At 64.9% G+C, this 16520-nt stretch carries 16 protein-coding genes; 4 read left to right on the top strand and 12 right to left on the bottom strand.

Translation table 11 applies throughout. The features are described from left to right. Window positions 1-149: 149 nt before the first annotated feature. The 5 genes from AC5O5I_RS00770 to AC5O5I_RS00750 form a co-directional block, all read right to left on the bottom strand. Window positions 150-1388 carry a heme biosynthesis protein HemY gene (locus AC5O5I_RS00770; protein WP_494511913.1) on the bottom strand — a complete coding sequence of 413 codons (1239 nt, stop codon included), beginning with the start codon at window positions 1386-1388 and terminating at the stop codon, window positions 150-152. Then, a complete protein-coding gene (locus AC5O5I_RS00765) occupies window positions 1385-2485 on the bottom strand; it encodes a uroporphyrinogen-III C-methyltransferase (protein WP_372242899.1) in 1101 nt (366 codons plus the stop codon). Before AC5O5I_RS00765 ends, AC5O5I_RS00770 begins: the two co-directional genes overlap by 4 nt. 45 nt (window positions 2486-2530) lie before the next feature. Continuing rightward, a complete protein-coding gene (locus tag AC5O5I_RS00760; protein WP_372242900.1) occupies window positions 2531-3298 on the bottom strand; it encodes a uroporphyrinogen-III synthase in 768 nt (255 codons plus the stop codon). Continuing rightward, entirely contained in the window at window positions 3295-4236 is a 942-nt protein-coding gene (gene hemC / locus AC5O5I_RS00755) for a hydroxymethylbilane synthase (RefSeq protein WP_172225464.1), read from the bottom strand. The genes AC5O5I_RS00760 and hemC overlap by 4 nt, the downstream gene beginning before the upstream one ends. Window positions 4237-4431: 195 nt before the next feature. Beyond that, window positions 4432-5175, bottom strand: a complete 744-nt coding sequence (locus tag AC5O5I_RS00750) for a LytR/AlgR family response regulator transcription factor (RefSeq protein ID WP_172225467.1) — start codon at window positions 5173-5175, stop codon at window positions 4432-4434. Window positions 5176-5471: 296 nt separating this feature from the next. Between AC5O5I_RS00750 and argH the strand changes: the two genes are divergently transcribed. Continuing rightward, window positions 5472-6872 (top strand): argininosuccinate lyase, encoded by a 1401-nt coding sequence (argH, locus tag AC5O5I_RS00745; protein ID WP_172225470.1) that lies wholly within the window; start codon window positions 5472-5474, stop codon window positions 6870-6872. 65 nt (window positions 6873-6937) lie between these two features. On the opposite strand, the gene AC5O5I_RS00740 is transcribed toward argH, so the two are convergent. After that, the gene (locus tag AC5O5I_RS00740) at window positions 6938-7600 is read right to left on the bottom strand and encodes a glutathione S-transferase (protein WP_172286905.1); all 663 of its coding nucleotides are present in this window, start codon (window positions 7598-7600) and stop codon (window positions 6938-6940) included. Between the two features lie 147 nt (window positions 7601-7747). Between AC5O5I_RS00740 and AC5O5I_RS00735 the strand changes: the two genes are divergently transcribed. Both AC5O5I_RS00735 and AC5O5I_RS00730 read left to right on the top strand, forming a co-directional pair. After that, the gene (locus tag AC5O5I_RS00735; RefSeq protein ID WP_172225476.1) at window positions 7748-8047 is read left to right on the top strand and encodes a hypothetical protein; all 300 of its coding nucleotides are present in this window, start codon (window positions 7748-7750) and stop codon (window positions 8045-8047) included. A gap of 70 nt (window positions 8048-8117) precedes the next feature. Next, window positions 8118-8363, top strand: coding sequence for a TIGR02647 family protein (locus tag AC5O5I_RS00730; RefSeq protein ID WP_172225479.1), 246 nt, complete (start codon window positions 8118-8120; stop codon window positions 8361-8363). A 176-nt stretch (window positions 8364-8539) separates the two neighbouring features. On the opposite strand, the gene AC5O5I_RS00725 is transcribed toward AC5O5I_RS00730, so the two are convergent. Beyond that, window positions 8540-10471, bottom strand: coding sequence for an FTR1 family protein (locus tag AC5O5I_RS00725; RefSeq protein ID WP_172286907.1), 1932 nt, complete (start codon window positions 10469-10471; stop codon window positions 8540-8542). A gap of 305 nt (window positions 10472-10776) precedes the next feature. On the opposite strand from AC5O5I_RS00725, the gene AC5O5I_RS00720 reads away from it, so the two are divergent. Continuing rightward, window positions 10777-11232 carry an REP-associated tyrosine transposase gene (locus AC5O5I_RS00720; RefSeq protein ID WP_494511912.1) on the top strand — a complete coding sequence of 152 codons (456 nt, stop codon included), beginning with the start codon at window positions 10777-10779 and terminating at the stop codon, window positions 11230-11232. Window positions 11233-11343: 111 nt separating this feature from the next. Here AC5O5I_RS00720 and AC5O5I_RS00715 read toward each other — a convergent pair whose 3' ends face one another. Genes AC5O5I_RS00715 through AC5O5I_RS00695 form a run of 5 tightly spaced genes read right to left on the bottom strand, consistent with a single transcriptional unit; the run spans window position 11344 to window position 16376 of the window. Beyond that, window positions 11344-12762 (bottom strand): efflux transporter outer membrane subunit, encoded by a 1419-nt coding sequence (locus AC5O5I_RS00715; protein ID WP_172225494.1) that lies wholly within the window; start codon window positions 12760-12762, stop codon window positions 11344-11346. Beyond that, window positions 12759-13634: an efflux RND transporter periplasmic adaptor subunit gene (locus tag AC5O5I_RS00710; RefSeq protein ID WP_172225497.1), complete on the bottom strand. Its 876-nt coding sequence runs from the start codon at window positions 13632-13634 to the stop codon at window positions 12759-12761. The genes AC5O5I_RS00715 and AC5O5I_RS00710 overlap by 4 nt, the downstream gene beginning before the upstream one ends. Next, window positions 13631-13843, bottom strand: a complete 213-nt coding sequence (locus AC5O5I_RS00705) for a DUF1656 domain-containing protein (protein ID WP_003255905.1) — start codon at window positions 13841-13843, stop codon at window positions 13631-13633. The genes AC5O5I_RS00710 and AC5O5I_RS00705 overlap by 4 nt, the downstream gene beginning before the upstream one ends. Further along, window positions 13840-15927, bottom strand: coding sequence for an FUSC family protein (locus tag AC5O5I_RS00700; protein ID WP_494511911.1), 2088 nt, complete (start codon window positions 15925-15927; stop codon window positions 13840-13842). Before AC5O5I_RS00700 ends, AC5O5I_RS00705 begins: the two co-directional genes overlap by 4 nt. Beyond that, window positions 15924-16376: a MarR family winged helix-turn-helix transcriptional regulator gene (locus AC5O5I_RS00695; protein WP_172288157.1), complete on the bottom strand. Its 453-nt coding sequence runs from the start codon at window positions 16374-16376 to the stop codon at window positions 15924-15926. Before AC5O5I_RS00695 ends, AC5O5I_RS00700 begins: the two co-directional genes overlap by 4 nt. Between the last annotated feature and the right edge of the window lie 144 nt (window positions 16377-16520).

Genomic DNA, 16520 nt, shown 5'->3' with positions numbered 1-16520 from the left:
GACAGTAGCGAGAAGTCGCTGAGTCGCGAAGGATATTTCTACCAGAGCGGTAGGAAACGTCTGAAGAAAAGGACGGCAGATATGACTTACATCAATGGAAAAGCTACCCGCCCCCATGGCCCGCACCTTGGCGCGGGCCATGGGGTAGGTCAGGCGCGTACGCCTTCTGGCAAAGGCAGGGCCAGCAGACGCTCGTCCAGCAGGCCGAGGCCCTCCTGGAATAGCTGGTTGCTGCGTTCGGTATCGCCCAGGCCGGCAAGCAAGCGGGCCAGCTCGGCACAGGCCTCGGGGTTGCGCTCCATGCGCAGGCTGCTTTCAAGGTAGTCACGCGCCTTGCCCCACAGACGGTTCTGCAGGCTCAGGCGGCCCAGGGTCAGCAGCAGGCTGGCGTCTTGCGGGTGAGCCTTCAACCAGCCTTCGGCGGTTTGCAGTTGGCGTGCCGGGTCGTCACCGCGCACCAGGCCGTACAGGCGTGCCAGGTGGCTTTCGTAGTCTCGCTTGAGGGCCGTGCGCAACACCTGCTCGGCTTCGCTTTCGGCGCCCACCTGGCGCAACTGCTCGGCATAGGCCAGCACCAGTTGCGGCTCCTGGCGCTGGGCCGCAGTCAACTGCTGCCAGGCTCGCTCCAGGGCCTGACGTGCAGCTTGCGCGTCCTCGCCACGGGTCGTCGCCAGGCTCAGGTTCTGGCCCCAGGCGCGTTGCTCCAGCGCCGCCAGCTCGGAAGCCGGCAAAACCTTGCCCTTGCGCAGGTCGGGCAACAGGCGGATCAGTGCCGACCAGTCGCCGCGCTCCAGGTACAGGCGCTGCAGCAGGCGCAGCACCTGGCTGTTGTGCGGGTGACGTTCCTGCATGGCCAGCAGGGTTTCCAGGGCACCATCACTTTCGCCACGGTCCATCTGCAACTGGGCGTGGGTCAGGGCGATGGCCAGTTCAGCTTGCGGTTGGCGCTCCAGGGCACGCTCCAGCAGGTTGTCGCTGTCTTCGGTACGGCCTTGCTCGTTGGCCGCCCGCGCGGCACCCAGGTAGTACAGCAGCGGCTGCCGCTCGGCCTCGGCGGCACGGTGCAGGTGGCGCTGAGCGCTGGCCCAACGGCCCTCGGCGAGGTCCAGCTGGCCCTGTTCGATGGACAGGCGGATACGCCGGCTGCGGTTACGCCGCGACCATGGGTTGACCACGCCACTGGAGGTCAGCACCAGGCCCACCAGGTAACGCAGCAACCACAGCACCGCGACCACGGCCACCAAGCCGGCCAAGGCTGCCCAAAGCCCGGACTGATAGCGGAAGCTGCCATAGGAAACCAGCACATAGCCGCTGTGCTTGGCGACAGCAATGCCCAGCGCCGCTGCGATCACGATCGCCAGCACCGCCAGCAGGTAGACACGCTTCATGGCTTGCCCCCTCCAGCCTCGGCCGGCAGATGACGGCGCTGGATATAGGCCTGCACCGAAGCCAGGCTTTCGCTGAGGTCAGGCGTGACCACCGACACCGGCTGGTCGGCCAGGGCATTGAGGCTGTCGAGCATGGCCTTGCTTTGCGGGTTGTCGGCGTTGAAGTTGGCCAGCAGCACGCTGCGGGCATCGTCCAGCGCCTGGCTGTAGACCTTGGCGTCACCATTGAGCGCGGCCCACTGGGCCTGTTCGATGGTCAGGCTCAGGGCCAGGCGCAGCTGGTTCAGTTGCTGCCCGGCCAACAGAGGCCGCACGTTGTCATCGGCGTTGAAGTCGATCTGGAAGTACTTGGAGATCTCAGCCCACCACTGCGACAGGCGGCTGGCACCATCACCGTCTGAGGTCAGGGCACCCAGGGCATCGGCATTGCTGTCGAATTCGGGCGACTGGGCGCTGAGCTGCTGCACCAGCTCACGCTGCGCGGCCAGCTTCAGGAACAGGCCGGTACGGTCAGGCTGCTGGGTGCTGTTGAGCGTGGCCAGGCTGCGTGCCAGTTGCTCGCGGGCAGCGAAGGCGCCCGGATCGCTTTGCTCGCGCAGGATTTCGTCGGCGCCCTCGACCAGCGCCTTGGCACTGGTGATGTCCTGCAGGGCCGACAGGCGCAGGGTCGCCAGGCGCAACAGGTGCTCGGCCTCGGCCAGGCGCCATTCCTTGCGGCTCTCGCCAAGCACGGTTTCCAGACGCTGGCTGAGACGCTGCTGGTCGCCTTGCAGCTGCGCCACCAGGCGGCGGCGGTCTTCCAGCTCACTGGCTGCCGGCAGGCTGGCCAGCTGCGCGCTGATTTGCTGCTCGCGTTGCTGCAGGGCTTCGGTGCGCTGGTTCAGCGCCTCGAGGTGCTGGCCCTGGTTGAACTCGCTGCCTTGCAGTTGACGCACCTGCCAGACACCCCAGCCACCTACTGCGACCCCGGCCGCGCCCAATAGCAGGGCCAGTGCTGCCAGGCCACTGCCAGAGCGCTTGGCAGGAGGCGGGGCAACGGGGTCCGCCGGCGTCTGTGCCGACGGCTGATCGTTATTGGACAAGACAGTCTCGCTCACGTATCCATCCTTTGCATGGGGGCGCATCGCGTTCAGCTTAGCGCCTTAAGAGGCAGGTGCAGCGCTGCGCTGCACGGCTGCCAGCAAGGCCGTGGCACTGGCGCCACGGCAATCCACAACCTGTTGGGCCCCGGCGGCCCTGGCCTGTTCGGCGACCCGCGGGCTTGGCACGAACAGCGGCAGCTGTGCCAGCTGCGGCCAATCGGCGCCGGCCATTTGCTGCAAGTGTTCAAAACCCTGCCCACTGCTGACCACCAGGCCATTGAGGCGTTCCGCTTCGATGCGGCGCATCAGCGTGCCCGGCGGGTAAGCCGGAAGGCAGCGACGATACAGTTCCAGATAATCGACACTAGCACCTTGCTGTGCAAGACGCTCTGCCAGCAGTTCGCGACCTCCGACGCCACGAACGATCAAGACGCATGGCGCTGCCACCTCCAGCGCCTGGTGCAGGCCAGGCATGGCCAGCAAGGCCTCGCTGTCATCACCACGCGGCGGGAAGCTTACCTCGAGGCCTGCGCCCTGCAGTACTGCGGCGGTGGCCTCGCCCACGGTGAACCAGCCTTGCTGTGGAGGCCGCAGGCCAGCCTCGGCCAGTTGCTCGAGCAACAGCCTGGCGGCCGGTTTGCTGACCACGATGATCGCGGCAAAGCCATGCAGGCTTTCCAGCAGCAGGCGTTGCCGGGCATCCACAGCCACAGGCTCCAGCGCCAGCAACGGCAGGCAGCTACTGCCCACCCCCGCTGCCGCCAGGCATTGCGCCAGCGCCTCGCAGTCCTCGGCAGGCCGGGTCAGCAACAGGCGCCATTCACTCACGGGTGGCCGGCCTCGCCATAGACTTCCTTGAGGATGGCCTCGGCGCCCTGGCCCAGCAGGTCTTCGGCCACTTGTACGCCCAGGCTTTCGGCGGCCGCGCGGGGAGCGCGGGCATCGGCCACCAACAGGGTACCTCCGCTGGGCTGGCCGACCAGGCCACGCAGCCAGAGTTGATCGCCTTCGAGCACCGCGTAGCAGGCGATCGGCACTTGGCAGCCACCATTCAGGTGTTTGTTCAGGGCGCGTTCGGCCACCACCCGGTCGGCGGTATCGACATGGTGCAGTGGCGCCAGCAGGGCGTGGATTTCCTGGTCAGCGCTACGGCATTCGATGCCTACCGCCCCCTGGCCGCCAGCCGGCAGGCTGTCGTCGACGCTGATATTGGCGGTGATACGGTCTTCGAAGCCCAGGCGGATCAGGCCGGCGGCGGCGAGGATGATGGCGTCGTACTCGCCGGCATCCAGCTTGGCCAGGCGGGTGTTGACGTTGCCGCGCAGGAAGCGGATTTGCAGGTCCGGGCGGCGCGCCAGCAACTGCGCCTGGCGCCGCAGGCTGGAGGTGCCGACGATGCTGCCGGCAGGCAATGCTTCGAGGCTGGCGAAACGGTTGGACACGAAGGCATCGCGCGGGTCTTCGCGCTCGCAGATGCAGAACAGGCCCAGGCCTTCGGGGAAGTCCATGGGCACGTCCTTCATCGAGTGCACGGCGATGTCGGCCTCGTTGTCCAGCAGGGCGGTTTCCAGTTCCTTGACGAACAGGCCCTTGCCGCCGATTTTCGCCAGCGGCGCGTCGAGCAGCTTGTCACCACGGCTGACCATGGGCACCAGGGTTACCAGCAGCCCGGGGTGAGCCTGTTCGAGGCGGGCTTTGACGTATTCGGCCTGCCACAGGGCCAAGGCACTTTTACGGGTGGCAATGCGGATTTCGCGAGTGGACATGAAACGCCCCGATCCAGAGAAATGCTGTCGATGATAACAGCATCGCTGGTATCGCTAGCAGATACGGATCAGGATCCTGTACTTGCCTGTACCGGCCCAATCGCCGGCAAGCCAACTCCCACAGGTCCCCTGCAAGGTTCAAGGTTGGCGCTTCACCTGTGGGAGCTGGCTTGCCGGCGATGGGCCGGTGCAGGTTTAGAGGGTCTGCATCATCTTGCGTACACCGGCCACATGGCGCCGGCTGACAGTGAGGGCATCGCCATCCAGGCCCTTGAGGTACAGCTGGAAATGCCCCAGCGGGGTACGCTGCAGGCGTTCGATACGCTCACGGGCGACCAGCGCGTTGCGGTGGATGCGCACGAAGCGTTCGCCGAACTCGTCTTCCAGGGCTTTGAGCGGCTCGTCGAGCAGCACTTCCCCGGCTTCATGGCGCAAGGTCACGTACTTGTGGTCGGCGATGAAATAGATCACCTGGGGCAGCGGGATCAACTCGATCCCTTTGCGCGTGCGGGCACTGATGTGGCTACGCGGGCCGCCACCTTCATTGGCCGGCCGGGTGAGCGCCGCCAACTGGGCGCGGTTGGGTTTTTCGGCCTTGCGCAAGGCATCGCGCAGCGCCTGGCCGTGGAAAGGCTTGGTTACATGGCTGAGGGTACTGTCCTTGAAAGCCTCGGCACCGTATTCATCGTCACCGGTGCAAAACACCACCGCCGGCGGCGCCTCGCGCTCGCACAGGCGAGCAGCAACCTGCAGGCCGTCCAGGCCTGGCATGCCGATGTCCAGCAGGACCACATCGGGCTTGAGGCTTTCGATCAGCGCCAGGGCCTCCTCGCCGTTGGTGGCGCTGGGCTCCAGTACGGTGTAACCCTCCAGTTCGCCGAGCAGCCGGGTGAGCCGTTCACGGTCTTGGGGTTCGTCATCAACGATCAGGACATTCATAATTGCGCTGGATTCCTGAATGAGTCTCGCACAGGTATAGCGTAGACAGGTGTGGTTCGAGCGACACTGCGGTCACGCTCTAGACCGGTGCGATGGCCAAAGATTCACTCGGCTGGCAGATTCACCGCCAGTCCTCTGTCCAACTGTAGACGGTCCGTGGAACACTGCCGTTCATTCCTTGAAATCCTTCAGCGCCGTTTTCCGGGCATTTCTGTCGACCGGCGCCCTGCGGCAGCCAGCCCAACCCTGCTATCATCGGCGCCACTTTTTCGTTCACGCCTGCAATGAGTGAATCCATGAGCACCGACAAGACCAATCAGTCCTGGGGCGGCCGCTTCAGTGAGCCCGTCGACGCATTCGTCGCCCGTTTCACCGCCTCGGTCGACTTCGACAAGCGCCTGTACCGCCACGACATCATGGGTTCGATCGCCCATGCCACCATGCTGGCGCAGGTCGGCGTGCTCAGCGATGCCGAGCGCGATACCATCATTGATGGCCTGAATACCATCCAGGGCGAGATCGAGGCCGGCAACTTCGACTGGCGCGTCGACCTCGAAGACGTGCACATGAACATCGAGGCGCGCCTCACCGACCGCATCGGCATCACCGGCAAGAAGCTGCACACCGGCCGTAGCCGCAACGACCAGGTGGCCACCGACATCCGCCTGTGGCTGCGTGACGAAATCGACCTGATCCTGGCCGAAATCACCCGCCTGCAGCAGGGCCTGCTGGAGCAGGCCGAGCGTGAAGCCGAAACCATCATGCCTGGCTTCACCCACCTGCAGACGGCCCAGCCGGTCACCTTCGGCCACCACCTGCTGGCCTGGTTCGAGATGCTCAGCCGCGACTACGAGCGCCTGGTCGACTGCCGCAAACGCACCAACCGCATGCCCCTGGGCAGCGCCGCACTGGCGGGCACCACCTACCCGATCGACCGTGAACTCACCTGCAAGCTGCTGGGCTTCGAAGCCGTGGCCGGCAACTCGCTGGACGGCGTTTCGGACCGTGACTTCGCCATCGAATTCTGCGCCGCAGCCAGCGTCGCGATGATGCACCTGTCGCGCTTCTCCGAAGAGCTGGTGCTGTGGACCAGCGCGCAGTTCCAGTTCATCGACCTGCCCGATCGCTTCTGCACCGGCAGCTCGATCATGCCGCAGAAAAAGAACCCGGACGTGCCAGAGCTGGTACGCGGCAAGACCGGCCGCGTGTTCGGCGCCCTGACCGGCCTGCTGACCCTGATGAAGGGCCAGCCGCTGGCCTACAACAAGGACAATCAGGAAGACAAGGAACCGCTGTTCGACGCCGCCGACACCCTGCGCGACTCGCTGCGCGCCTTTGCCGACATGATCCCGGCGATCAAGCCCAAGCACGCCATCATGCGTGAAGCGGCCCTGCGCGGTTTCTCGACCGCCACCGACCTGGCCGACTATCTGGTCCGCCGTGGCCTGCCGTTCCGTGACTGCCATGAGATCGTTGGCCACGCGGTGAAGTACGGCGTGGACACCGGCAAGGACCTGGCCGAGATGAGCCTGGACGAACTGCGCCAGTTCAGCGACCAGATCGAGCAGGACGTGTTTGCCGTGCTGACCCTGGAAGGGTCGGTGAATGCGCGTGACCACATTGGTGGTACTGCACCGGCGCAGGTGCGTGCTGCCGTTGTTCGTGGCAACGCCCTGCTGGCTTCGCGCCAAGGCTGATCCACTGCCCTGCTGTTGTAGGAGCAGCCTTGCGCTGCTCCTACAAGGATTTGCACTGGGCCCAGTTAGCGCTTGCCGCTACGAATCATCTCCATGAAGGCCGGCATCGAGGCCTCCTTGTCTGCCAAGATCCGCGCCATGTGCGGGTTCTCGCCCATCAGCTGCAGCAGCGCCTTGGCCTGCGGAAAGTCCGCCAGCAAGTCGATGTTCAGTACCTTCTTGCCCACCGCGTACGCCAGATCGACCGAGAAGCAGAACATCAGGTCTGCCAGCGTCAGTTGCTCACCCGCTACATAAGGGGCAAAACGCCCGTTGCGCTTGAGCGTGGCAAACCCGGCCAGCAAGTCGGCTCGGGCCTTCTCCTTGACCAGCGGTTCCACCGACATGCCAAAGAACGACTCGGCGTAGCAGGTACGGGCTGGCAGTTCGATGTACAGCTCGATTTCTTTCAGCAGCTCGCGCACCTTGGCCTGCCCGAACGCATCGCTCGGCAGCAGCGCCTTGCCGGGCTGGGTCTGCTCGATGTAGTCGAGGATCACGCTGGTTTCGCTGAGGAAGCCCTGTTCTGTTTCCAGTACGGGCACTTTGCCGCGCGGGCTGACTTCCAGCGAGCCTGGGGTCTGGCCGCCATAGAAGGTGACTTCCTCGAAGGGCAGGCCTTTTTCCAGCAGGGCCAGCTTGACCATGTTGTAGTAGTTGCTGACCGAGAATCCGTGAAGCTTGAGCATGGGGTAACAGCCTCCAGGCCGTATGGGGATGGCCCGGCTTTTATAGCCCTATCGCATGCCCCTGACCAGTGTCATGCACCCGGTCGATGACCAGGCATTGCCGCCACGGGCATGGCACACTGTGCATCCCATCACAGGAGCACCGCCATGAGCGAGCCAACCGACATCGACAATGACGACGAAGCCTTCGCCGAGGCGACGCTGACCCAGGCCATCGAAAACCAGATTGAAAGCGGCGATCCGGCGGCAGCCAAGGCCACCTTCAACAAACTGAGCCTGGTCGGTTACGAGCGTGAAGACATTCTCAACCTGATGGCCCATGTGCTGGCCTTCGAGGTTGACAACATGCTGAAGGAAGACCGCGAGTTCGACCGCGAGTGGTATGAGAACGCGCTACGAGCGCTGCCAGAGCTGCCACCTGAGATGGATCAAGGCGACGACGAATAACCCGACTACACTCGAAGGTCAGGCACCGTTGAACGGTGCCGTAATCCTTGTCTGGAAGTCAGGAGTCGCCATGCCTTTTACCCCCGATCTGATCGACGAACTGGAAGTACTCGCGCTGTTCAAACACGACAGCAGCCAGGAAGGCATCAAGATAAACAGCAACGCCGCACCTGCCCTGATCGCAGCAGCGCAACGCCTGTATGATAAAGGGCTGACCGATCAACCTGATGGCGGTTATCTGACCAGCCTGGGTCATGACGCCGTAGATAGTGTCCAGCTACTGCAGAACATTCTCAAGGCGCCACAACCGGCCTGAGCCGAGATTGCAAGGGGCTGCGCTGCAGCCCATCGCCGGCAAGCCAGCTCCCACAGGTACTGTGCATGGCTTGAAGCCAATGTGGCCAGGTCCCACTGGTACTGCACATGGCTTGAAGCCGATGCGGTCGGTGTGGGAGCTGGCTTGCCGGCGATGGGCCGCAGCGCGGCCCCCGGTCAGTTGGCTGTAGCCCTGCGCTTTTCCGCCAGCCACGAGCGCCCGTACAGGACCACGATGGCCAGCAACGCCACCGCCTGCGCCGACAGCGAGTAGGCATCGGCGTGAATCCCCAGCCAGTCGAACTCGAAGAACGCCACCGGCCGCGTGCCCAGCACCCCGGCTTCCTGCAACGCCTTCACCCCATGACCGGCGAATACCACCGACAATGCACACAGCAGTGCGGCGTTGATGCTGAAGAACAGCGTCAGTGGCAGCTTGGCCGAGCCGCGCAAAATCACCCAGGCCAGGCCCACCAGCAGCACCAGCGCAGTAGCGCCACCGGCCAGCACCGCCTGATGCCCGGCAGGGCCTGCCTGCAGCCACAGGGTCTCGTAGAACAGGATCACTTCGAACAGTTCACGGTATACCGAGAAGAACGCCAGCACGGCAAAGCCGAAACGCCCGCCGCCGCTGACCAGGCTGCTTTTGATGTAGTCCTTCCAGGCGGCGGCGTGACGGCGGTCGTGCATCCACACGCCGAGCCACAGCACCATCACCGCGGCAAACAGCGCCGTGCAGCCTTCCAGCAGCTCACGCTGGGCACCGCCCACGTCGATCACATAGGCCGCCAGGGCCCAGGTAGCGAAGCCGGCGACCAGCGCCAGGGCCCAGCCGACGTTGACGCTGCGCACCGCCGATTGCTGGCCGGTGTTGCGCAGGAACGCGAGGATCGCCGCCAGCACCAGAATCGCTTCAAGGCCTTCGCGCAGCAGGATCAGCAAACCGGAGATGTAGCTCAACGACCAGCTGAGGCCATCACTGCCCAGCAGCTTGGCAGCCTGGTCGAGCTTGGCCTTGGCTTCGCCAAGACGTTGCTCGGCCTGGGCCACGGGCAACCCGTCCTGCAGCGACTGACGATAAGCCATCAGCGACTTTTCAGTGTCCTTGCGCACTTGGGTATCGACGTTGTCCAGCGAGCTTTCCACCAGTTCGAAGCCCTCCAGGTAGGCAGCCACCGACAGGTCATAGGCCTGGTCGTGGTCACCTGCACGGTAGGCCGCCAGGCTCTTGTCCAAGGTGCTGGAGGTGTATTCGAGCAGCTGCGCCGGGCCGCGTTTTACCTGCGGCGGCTGGGCCCGCTGGGCGCGAAATGCTTCCAGCACCGCAGCGCCTTCATTGGCAGCGACCTCGGCCGGAGTCTGGCGGGCCAGGTCGGCGATGTTCCAGGTCCTGTCGCCTTTGCCGGCTTCCGGCTTGGCGGTGAAGCTGGCGATATAAGCGGCGATATCCCAACGCTGGCGGTCATCCAGTTGGTCGGCAAACGACGGCATCTCGGTGCCGTCGATACCCAGCGCCAGCGTGTTGTACAGGTCGAACAGGCTTAACTGGTCGAGGCGCGAGACATCGCGCAGGTTGGCGGGTGCAGGCTCCAGCCCCACGCCCGCCGGGCCATCACCTGCGCCCGTGTCGCCGTGGCAGATCGAGCAGTTCTGCGCGTAGAGCGCAGCGCCACGCGCCGGGTCCGGGGTGATCACCGGGGCCTGGCTGACCTCGTAGGCCACCGCCAGGCGTGCACCCAGCTGGCGCGCCTGCCTGGCGACTGTCGCGCCATCTTCACGTTGGTCGATGGCTTGGCGCAGCGCCTGGACGCCTTGGCCCAGCGCCGCCTGTTCGGCATGCGCAGGCAAGCCGCTGACCAGATCGGCCAGCACCGCGCTGAACTCCTGCTGCTCGCGGTATTCGCTGTCGTCGATCACCTTGCCGTCTTGCACGGTCGGCGGGTAGTCGGCGCCAATGTAGTCCAGCAGGTGCAGGGCCTTGGTGGCCTCGGCAGGGGCTTCTGCCTGCGCCAGGGTGCTGCACAGCGCCAACAACGGGCCTAGCAACCAGGCAAGCAGACGGGTACGGGTATTCATGGCCAGTCTCGAAGGGAATGCGAAAGAGAACATTGTTCACTTCCACTTTGCTTCTCTCAAGGGTGCTGGGCGGATTTCATGAAAAATCCTGGTACAAATCAGATGAAGCGAGGTGGCATCGGGATTGATGGGGGCGTGGCCTGCCAGGGCCTCAATCGCCGGCAAGCCAGCTCCCACAGGTATGCACTTGACTTGAGGGCGATGCGGTCGGAGTGGGAGCTGGCTTGCTAACGATGAAGCTGCGCCGATGCTACTGGAAATACTGGGTACCAATTCATTCATCGCCGGTAAGTCCATTCCCACTAGCCTGATGAGCAGTTCATCAGGAGAGAGCGCACATGGATCGTCCCCACTCAGACAAGTTAAGGCTCGGCCGATTTTCGGAGACCAGCAGGTTATATCTGCTCACCAGCACAACCTTGGACAGGGTTCCAATGTTCAGTGACTTCCACTGCGCAAGATTGATGGTGGCGGAGTTACGCCAGGCTCAAGAGGAAGGCGATGTCAGGTCATTGGCCTGGGTGGTAATGCCTGACCACTTTCATTGGCTGGTCGAGCTTGGGCCGGCCAGCTTGAGGCGTGTAATGCGCCGGGTTAAATCCCGGAGCACAGTGATGATCAACAGGCACACAGGACGAAGTGGGCGGCTCTGGCAGAAGGGCTTTCACGACCGGGCATTGCGCAGGGAGGACGATGTACAAGCGGTGGCTCGGTACATAGTCTTGAACCCAAAGCGGGCGGGGCTGGTTTCAAGGGTTGGCGATTATCCGCATTGGGATGCGATTTGGCTCTGATCATGTGTTGTCTGGGAGTTTCTATCGCCGGCAAGCCAGCTCCCACAGGTATTGCACATGGCTTTACGCCGACGCGGTCGAGGTGGGAGCTGGCTTGCCGGCGATTGGGCCTCAAGGCCTGGCGGCGTCCTTCCAGCCCCCACCCAACGCCAGGAACACCCCAATCTGCCCCAACGCCACCTGGCTATTGGCCGCTGCCAGCTGCGCACGCACATCGGTATAGGTGCGCGTGGCCTGCAAATCCGCCAGGAACGACTCACGCCCGGCCTGGTAATACCGGTGCGTCTGGTCCGCGGCTTCCCTGGCCGACGCCTCCGCCTCGGCCAGCGCATCGCGCCGGTCCAGCAGAGCGCTGTATTGCGCGAGCCGGGTCTGGGTTTCGCGAATGGCATTCAGCACCACACCATCGAAATTCGCCAACGCCGCCTGGGTCGACGCTTGCGCCATGCGGATGCGCGCTCGAGTGCCGTTGGTGGGGATGGTCCAGCTGATCTGCGGGCCGAAGCCCCAGCGGTTGGTCGCCGGTTTGCCAAGGTTCTCCAGAATACCAATGGTGCCGACCTGGGCGCCGATGCTGATGTCCGGGTACAGCGCACCCGTGGCCACGCCGATAGAGGCAGTGGCAGCGGCCAGCTGGCGTTCCGCCTGGCGCACGTCCGGGCGGCGCTTGAGCAGCGCCGCGCCATCGCCCACTGGCACCAGCTGCTTCAGGTGCGGCAGCTCGGCGCAGTCGGCAGTGCCAGCAGGCAACTGATCGACCGGTTTGGCCAGCAAGGCGGCCAGGGTGTACATGCCGGTCTCGCGCTCGGCCTTGAAGCGTGGCAATTCGGCGCGCAGCGACTTGAACTGGGTCTGCGAGCGGGTGACCTGGGTTTCGTCGCCACGGCCGGCATCGCGCAGGCGCTGATTGAGCTTCACGCCCTGCTCCTGCAAATCCAGCGACTCACGGGCGATGTGGTACTCCTCATTGGCCGAGCACACCTGGGTATAGGCCCTGACCACGTCCGCAACCAAGGTGATGCGGGCGGTGTCCGCAGCGGCCTGTACCGCGTCGGCATTGGCCTTGGCGGCCTCGGTGCCGCGCTTGAAAGTGCCCCACAGGTCGAACTGGTACGAGGCACTGATGATGGCCTCGCCGATGTTGGCTACCGGCACCTTCTCCGGCTGCAGGAAGGCTTCGCCAGACTCCTGCAGGCGCTGCGCCCCAGCCTTGATACCACCGTTGAATCCGCCCTGGGATTGAGCCACTTCAACCTGGGCGCGGGCCCTGGCGATGTTGGCGGCAGCCACGCGCAGTTCGGTGTTGGCGCTCAAGGCCTGGCGCACCAGTTGGTTCAGCCGTTGATCCTGATACAGCTGCCACCAGTCCTCGGGCACGGGTGCCGACACCACGCTATCGGCATCCTGGCGCAGCGGGCCGTTCAGGTCGCTGCGTTGCACGGCAGCGTCCTTCGGCACCTCATAATCGGGCCCTACCATCATGCAGGCGCCCAGCGACAGGCACAGGCCGGCCAGGATCAGCTGTTTCATGGGCGCTGGCCCTCGATGATCGACACCGTGGCGGTGCGCCCGGCGATCATGCGGAAGTCTTGCGGGACTTCGTCAAAAGCAATGCGCACCGGGATGCGCTGGGCCAGCCGCACCCAGCTGAACGCCGGGTTGACGTTGGGCAGCAGGTTGGCGCCGCTGCTGCGGTCACGGTCTTCGATGCCGGCGGCAAAACTCTGCACATGGCCGCGCAGGCGGGTGTTGTCGCCCATCACGCGGATATCCACGGCGTCGCCGATGTGAATGCCGCCCAGCTTGGTTTCTTCGAAGTAGCCGTCGACGTGGTACGAGGCGCTGTCGACCACCGACAGCACCGGGCGGCCGGCAGTGACGAATTCGTGGTTACGCGGCGCACGGTCGTTGAGGTAACCGTCCACCGGGCTGCGCACCACCGAGCGGTCGAGGTTCAGCTGCGCGGTATCGACCGCCACCTGCGCCTCGCTGACGGCCGAACGGGCACGGGCCTCGCGGGACTGGCTTTCTTCCAGCTGTTCAGCCGCTACCAGGTTGCCCAGCTTGCGGTTGCGCTGTGCCTCGCGAGAAGCCTGGGCCAGGGTTTCCTGGCGTTCGCCAAGGGTAGCCTTGGCCTGGCGCAGGGCCAGGGTGAAGCGGTCCTGGTCGATGGTGAACAGCACGTCGCCGCGCTTGACGGTCTGGTTGTCGCGCACCTCGACCTTCTGGATCAGCCCGGACACATCCGGAGCGATCTGGATCACGTCGGCGCGGATGTGGCCGTCGCGGGTCCAGGGGGCGAACATGTAGTAGCCCACCATCTGCCACACGAGCACGGCGGCGAAGGTCACTACCAGCAAGGTCAGGACCACACGGCCCAGGGTAAGCAATGGTTTTTTCATGGCAGCATCAGGTTTCGGCAAAAGTGGTCCACCGCGCCAAGCAGCACGGCATACAGGGCAACGTTGAATAACGCCCGGTGCCAGACCAGGCGGTAGAAATGCAGGCGCACCAGCACCGCGTGCACCCCCAGGAACAGCAGGTAGGTGCCAAACATCATCACCAGCAGCGTGGGCAGGAACACCCCGCTGATATCGAGTTCACCAATCACAGGGGCGCTCCGTCGAGCCCGGGGGGCAGTTGCGGTTGTTCGGCGGGCTCGAGCATCACCTCCACACCCGGCAGCAGGGCCAGGCGCAGGCCGCTGAGGGCATGCAGCAGGTGGGTGCGGGCATCGCCGCGCTCGTACAACTCGTCCAGGTTCAGCGCCAGCCGCGCGCGTTCCATGTTGCGCAGCAGCGCGGCCGGGGCGTGCAGGCGCTCGCCGGCACGCAGGCAGGCAGCGTAGTGCGCGCCCACTTCCTCGATCACCGTGTTCAGGCGCTCGCGAGCCTGCTGGCCGGCACGCGGCATGTAGGCCAGCAGGTCGAGCAGGTTCAGCCCCACGCGCAGGTCACGCAACGCAACGCCGCTGTCCTGGCCGGTTTGCGACAGACGCGGCAGGTGCTGCATGAGGCGGTCGAGCATCTGCACACCCACCTGACGGTGCTCGGCCAGGGTGGCTGGCTCGGTCATTTCGACGATGTCGCGCCAGACGAAGCGGGTCATGCGCTTGGCCGCCAGCTCTACGCCGAACGGGCGCATCACCACGGTCCAGATGAAAGCGAACAGCAGGCCTACGGGGCCAGCCAGGTTGGAGTTGAGGAAGGTGAAGAAGTCGGCGTCGTAGGCGCCCTGGATGCTGATGAAGGTCGAGGTGTTGACGATGGTCAGCAACGTACCCAGATAGAAGCGTGGCTGCACGGTCAGCGTGCCGACGCAGATGAACGGCACGGCGAAGGCCAGCACCAGCATCGGAAAGTCGTGCAGGTTGGGTAGCACCAGGAACAGGTACAGGCTGGAGAAGATGACCGACATCAGCGTCCAGAAGAAGAACTTGTAGATCTGCGGTGCCGGGTCGTCCATGGCGGCGAAGAAGCTGCACGATACGGCAGCGAGGATCACCGCACTCGCGCCGTCGTGCCAGCCCAGGCCGATCCACAGGCCGCAGGCGACGACAATCGCCAGTACGGTGGATGCCACCGAGTACAGCATCAGGCCGCGGTCGAAGAACGCGGTCAGGCGGCCCAGGCGCCAGTGCCGGTACACCGCGCGCCAGGGTGTGGCGTCATCGCTGCGCAGGGCGTGTTGCAGGGTGCAGCAGTCTTGCCACAGGTCGGCCCATTCGGTCAGCCGGTACAGGGCGTTGGACAGCAGCAGCTCGGCACGCTGGTCGAGTGCCGCAGCGCCGGGTTGCAAGCGCGCGATCTGCTCGTGCAGGGCAGCCCAGCGGGCCACCAAAGCGCTGTCGGCAGTGCCCTTCAGCCATTCACGGGCGGCGTCCAGTACCGGCCGCAACTGGGCGAACTGCGCCGGGGCACGGCCTTCGAGGGCAACCAGGGCATCGTCGAGGGCGTCGATCACCGGCAGCAGGTGGATCATGCGCCCGCGCAGCTCGCGGGCGTTCTTGAGGGTGTGCGGGCCGGCGCCTTCGTGGCCGAGCTGGCCGATCATCAGCTCCAGCGAGTTGAACGTCGCGACCATCGCCCCGCGCATGCCGCCGACCTTGTCTGCACTGGCTTCACGGGCCAGGTAGGTGTCGCTGTAGCGAATGGCCTCGGTGAACCAGTTACCCGTGGCGCCCACCACCACCGGCGCCAACCGGCGCGGCCAGAAGATGGCCCCGACCACCGCCGCGCAGACGATCCCCAGGCAGATTTCCTGGGCACGCGAGGACGCGACGTCGAACACCGCCAGCGGGTTGTCGACCACCGCCAGGGCGATCATCGGCAAGGTGTAGCCGGCCAGCATCAGCACGTAGTTGTTGGCTGTGCGCAGGTTCAGCGAGAGGAACAGCAAGGTGCCAGTCCACAAGGCGATGGCAATGCTCAGCAGCAGTGGCGATTGCACCAGCGGCGGCACCAGGAAGATCGCCCCGGCGGCGCCGAGCAGCGTGCCCAGCGCGCGATACAAGGCCTTGGAGCTGGTCGGCCCGACGAACGGGCTGGAGACGATGTACACCGTGGCCATGGCCCAGTAAGGCCGTGGCAGCTGCAAGAGCAAGGCGATGTACAGGGCAATCATCGACGCGGCAAACGTACGCACGCCGTAGAACCAGTCACGGGCCGGCGGTACCGAGCTGAAGAAACCGTTCATGCCGCCCCGCCAGCGCTGCCCAGGCCGGCAGCTTCGAAGGCTCGCAGTACACGCAAGGCGGCTTCGAGGTCGGCCTGGTCGATGCCATGCAGCACCTCGCGGCGCAGGCGCACCAGCTCGGCTTCGATGGCTTCGGCCAAGGCACGGCCCTGGTCGGTCAGGCTCAGAGCCTTGGCGCGACGGTCGAGCGGGTCTTCGCTGCGGCATACCAGGCCGGCCTTGCACAGTTGGTCGAGCAGGCGCACCAGCGACGGGCTTTCCAGGCCGGCAGCCTGGGCCACGGCCACCTGGTGCACGCCATCGCCCAGGCGCACGATCATCAGCAAGGGTGCCGCGCAGGCTTCGGAAATGCCGTAGCCCGTCAGGGCGGTATGGCAGATGCGCCGCCAATGGCGGGCGGCAACCACCATGCCGCTGCTGACTTGCAGGCGCAGGAGATCAAGGGGCATGAAAGGAACCAAGGATATTCATAGTTTGCTAACTATCAATATACGCCTGCCCCACCCCCTGTCGTCAACAGGGGGTGACGGGGGGTATGGATGAATTGTTGTTCATGCTGGGGGTTTAGCACTGCCTGTTCGGGCCTCTTCGCG

It is taken from the genome of Pseudomonas sp. 9_2_1, from assembly GCF_059295275.1.
The sequence above is the reverse complement of the archived record's forward strand: the minus strand, read 5'-3'. Positions and strand labels throughout refer to the sequence as shown.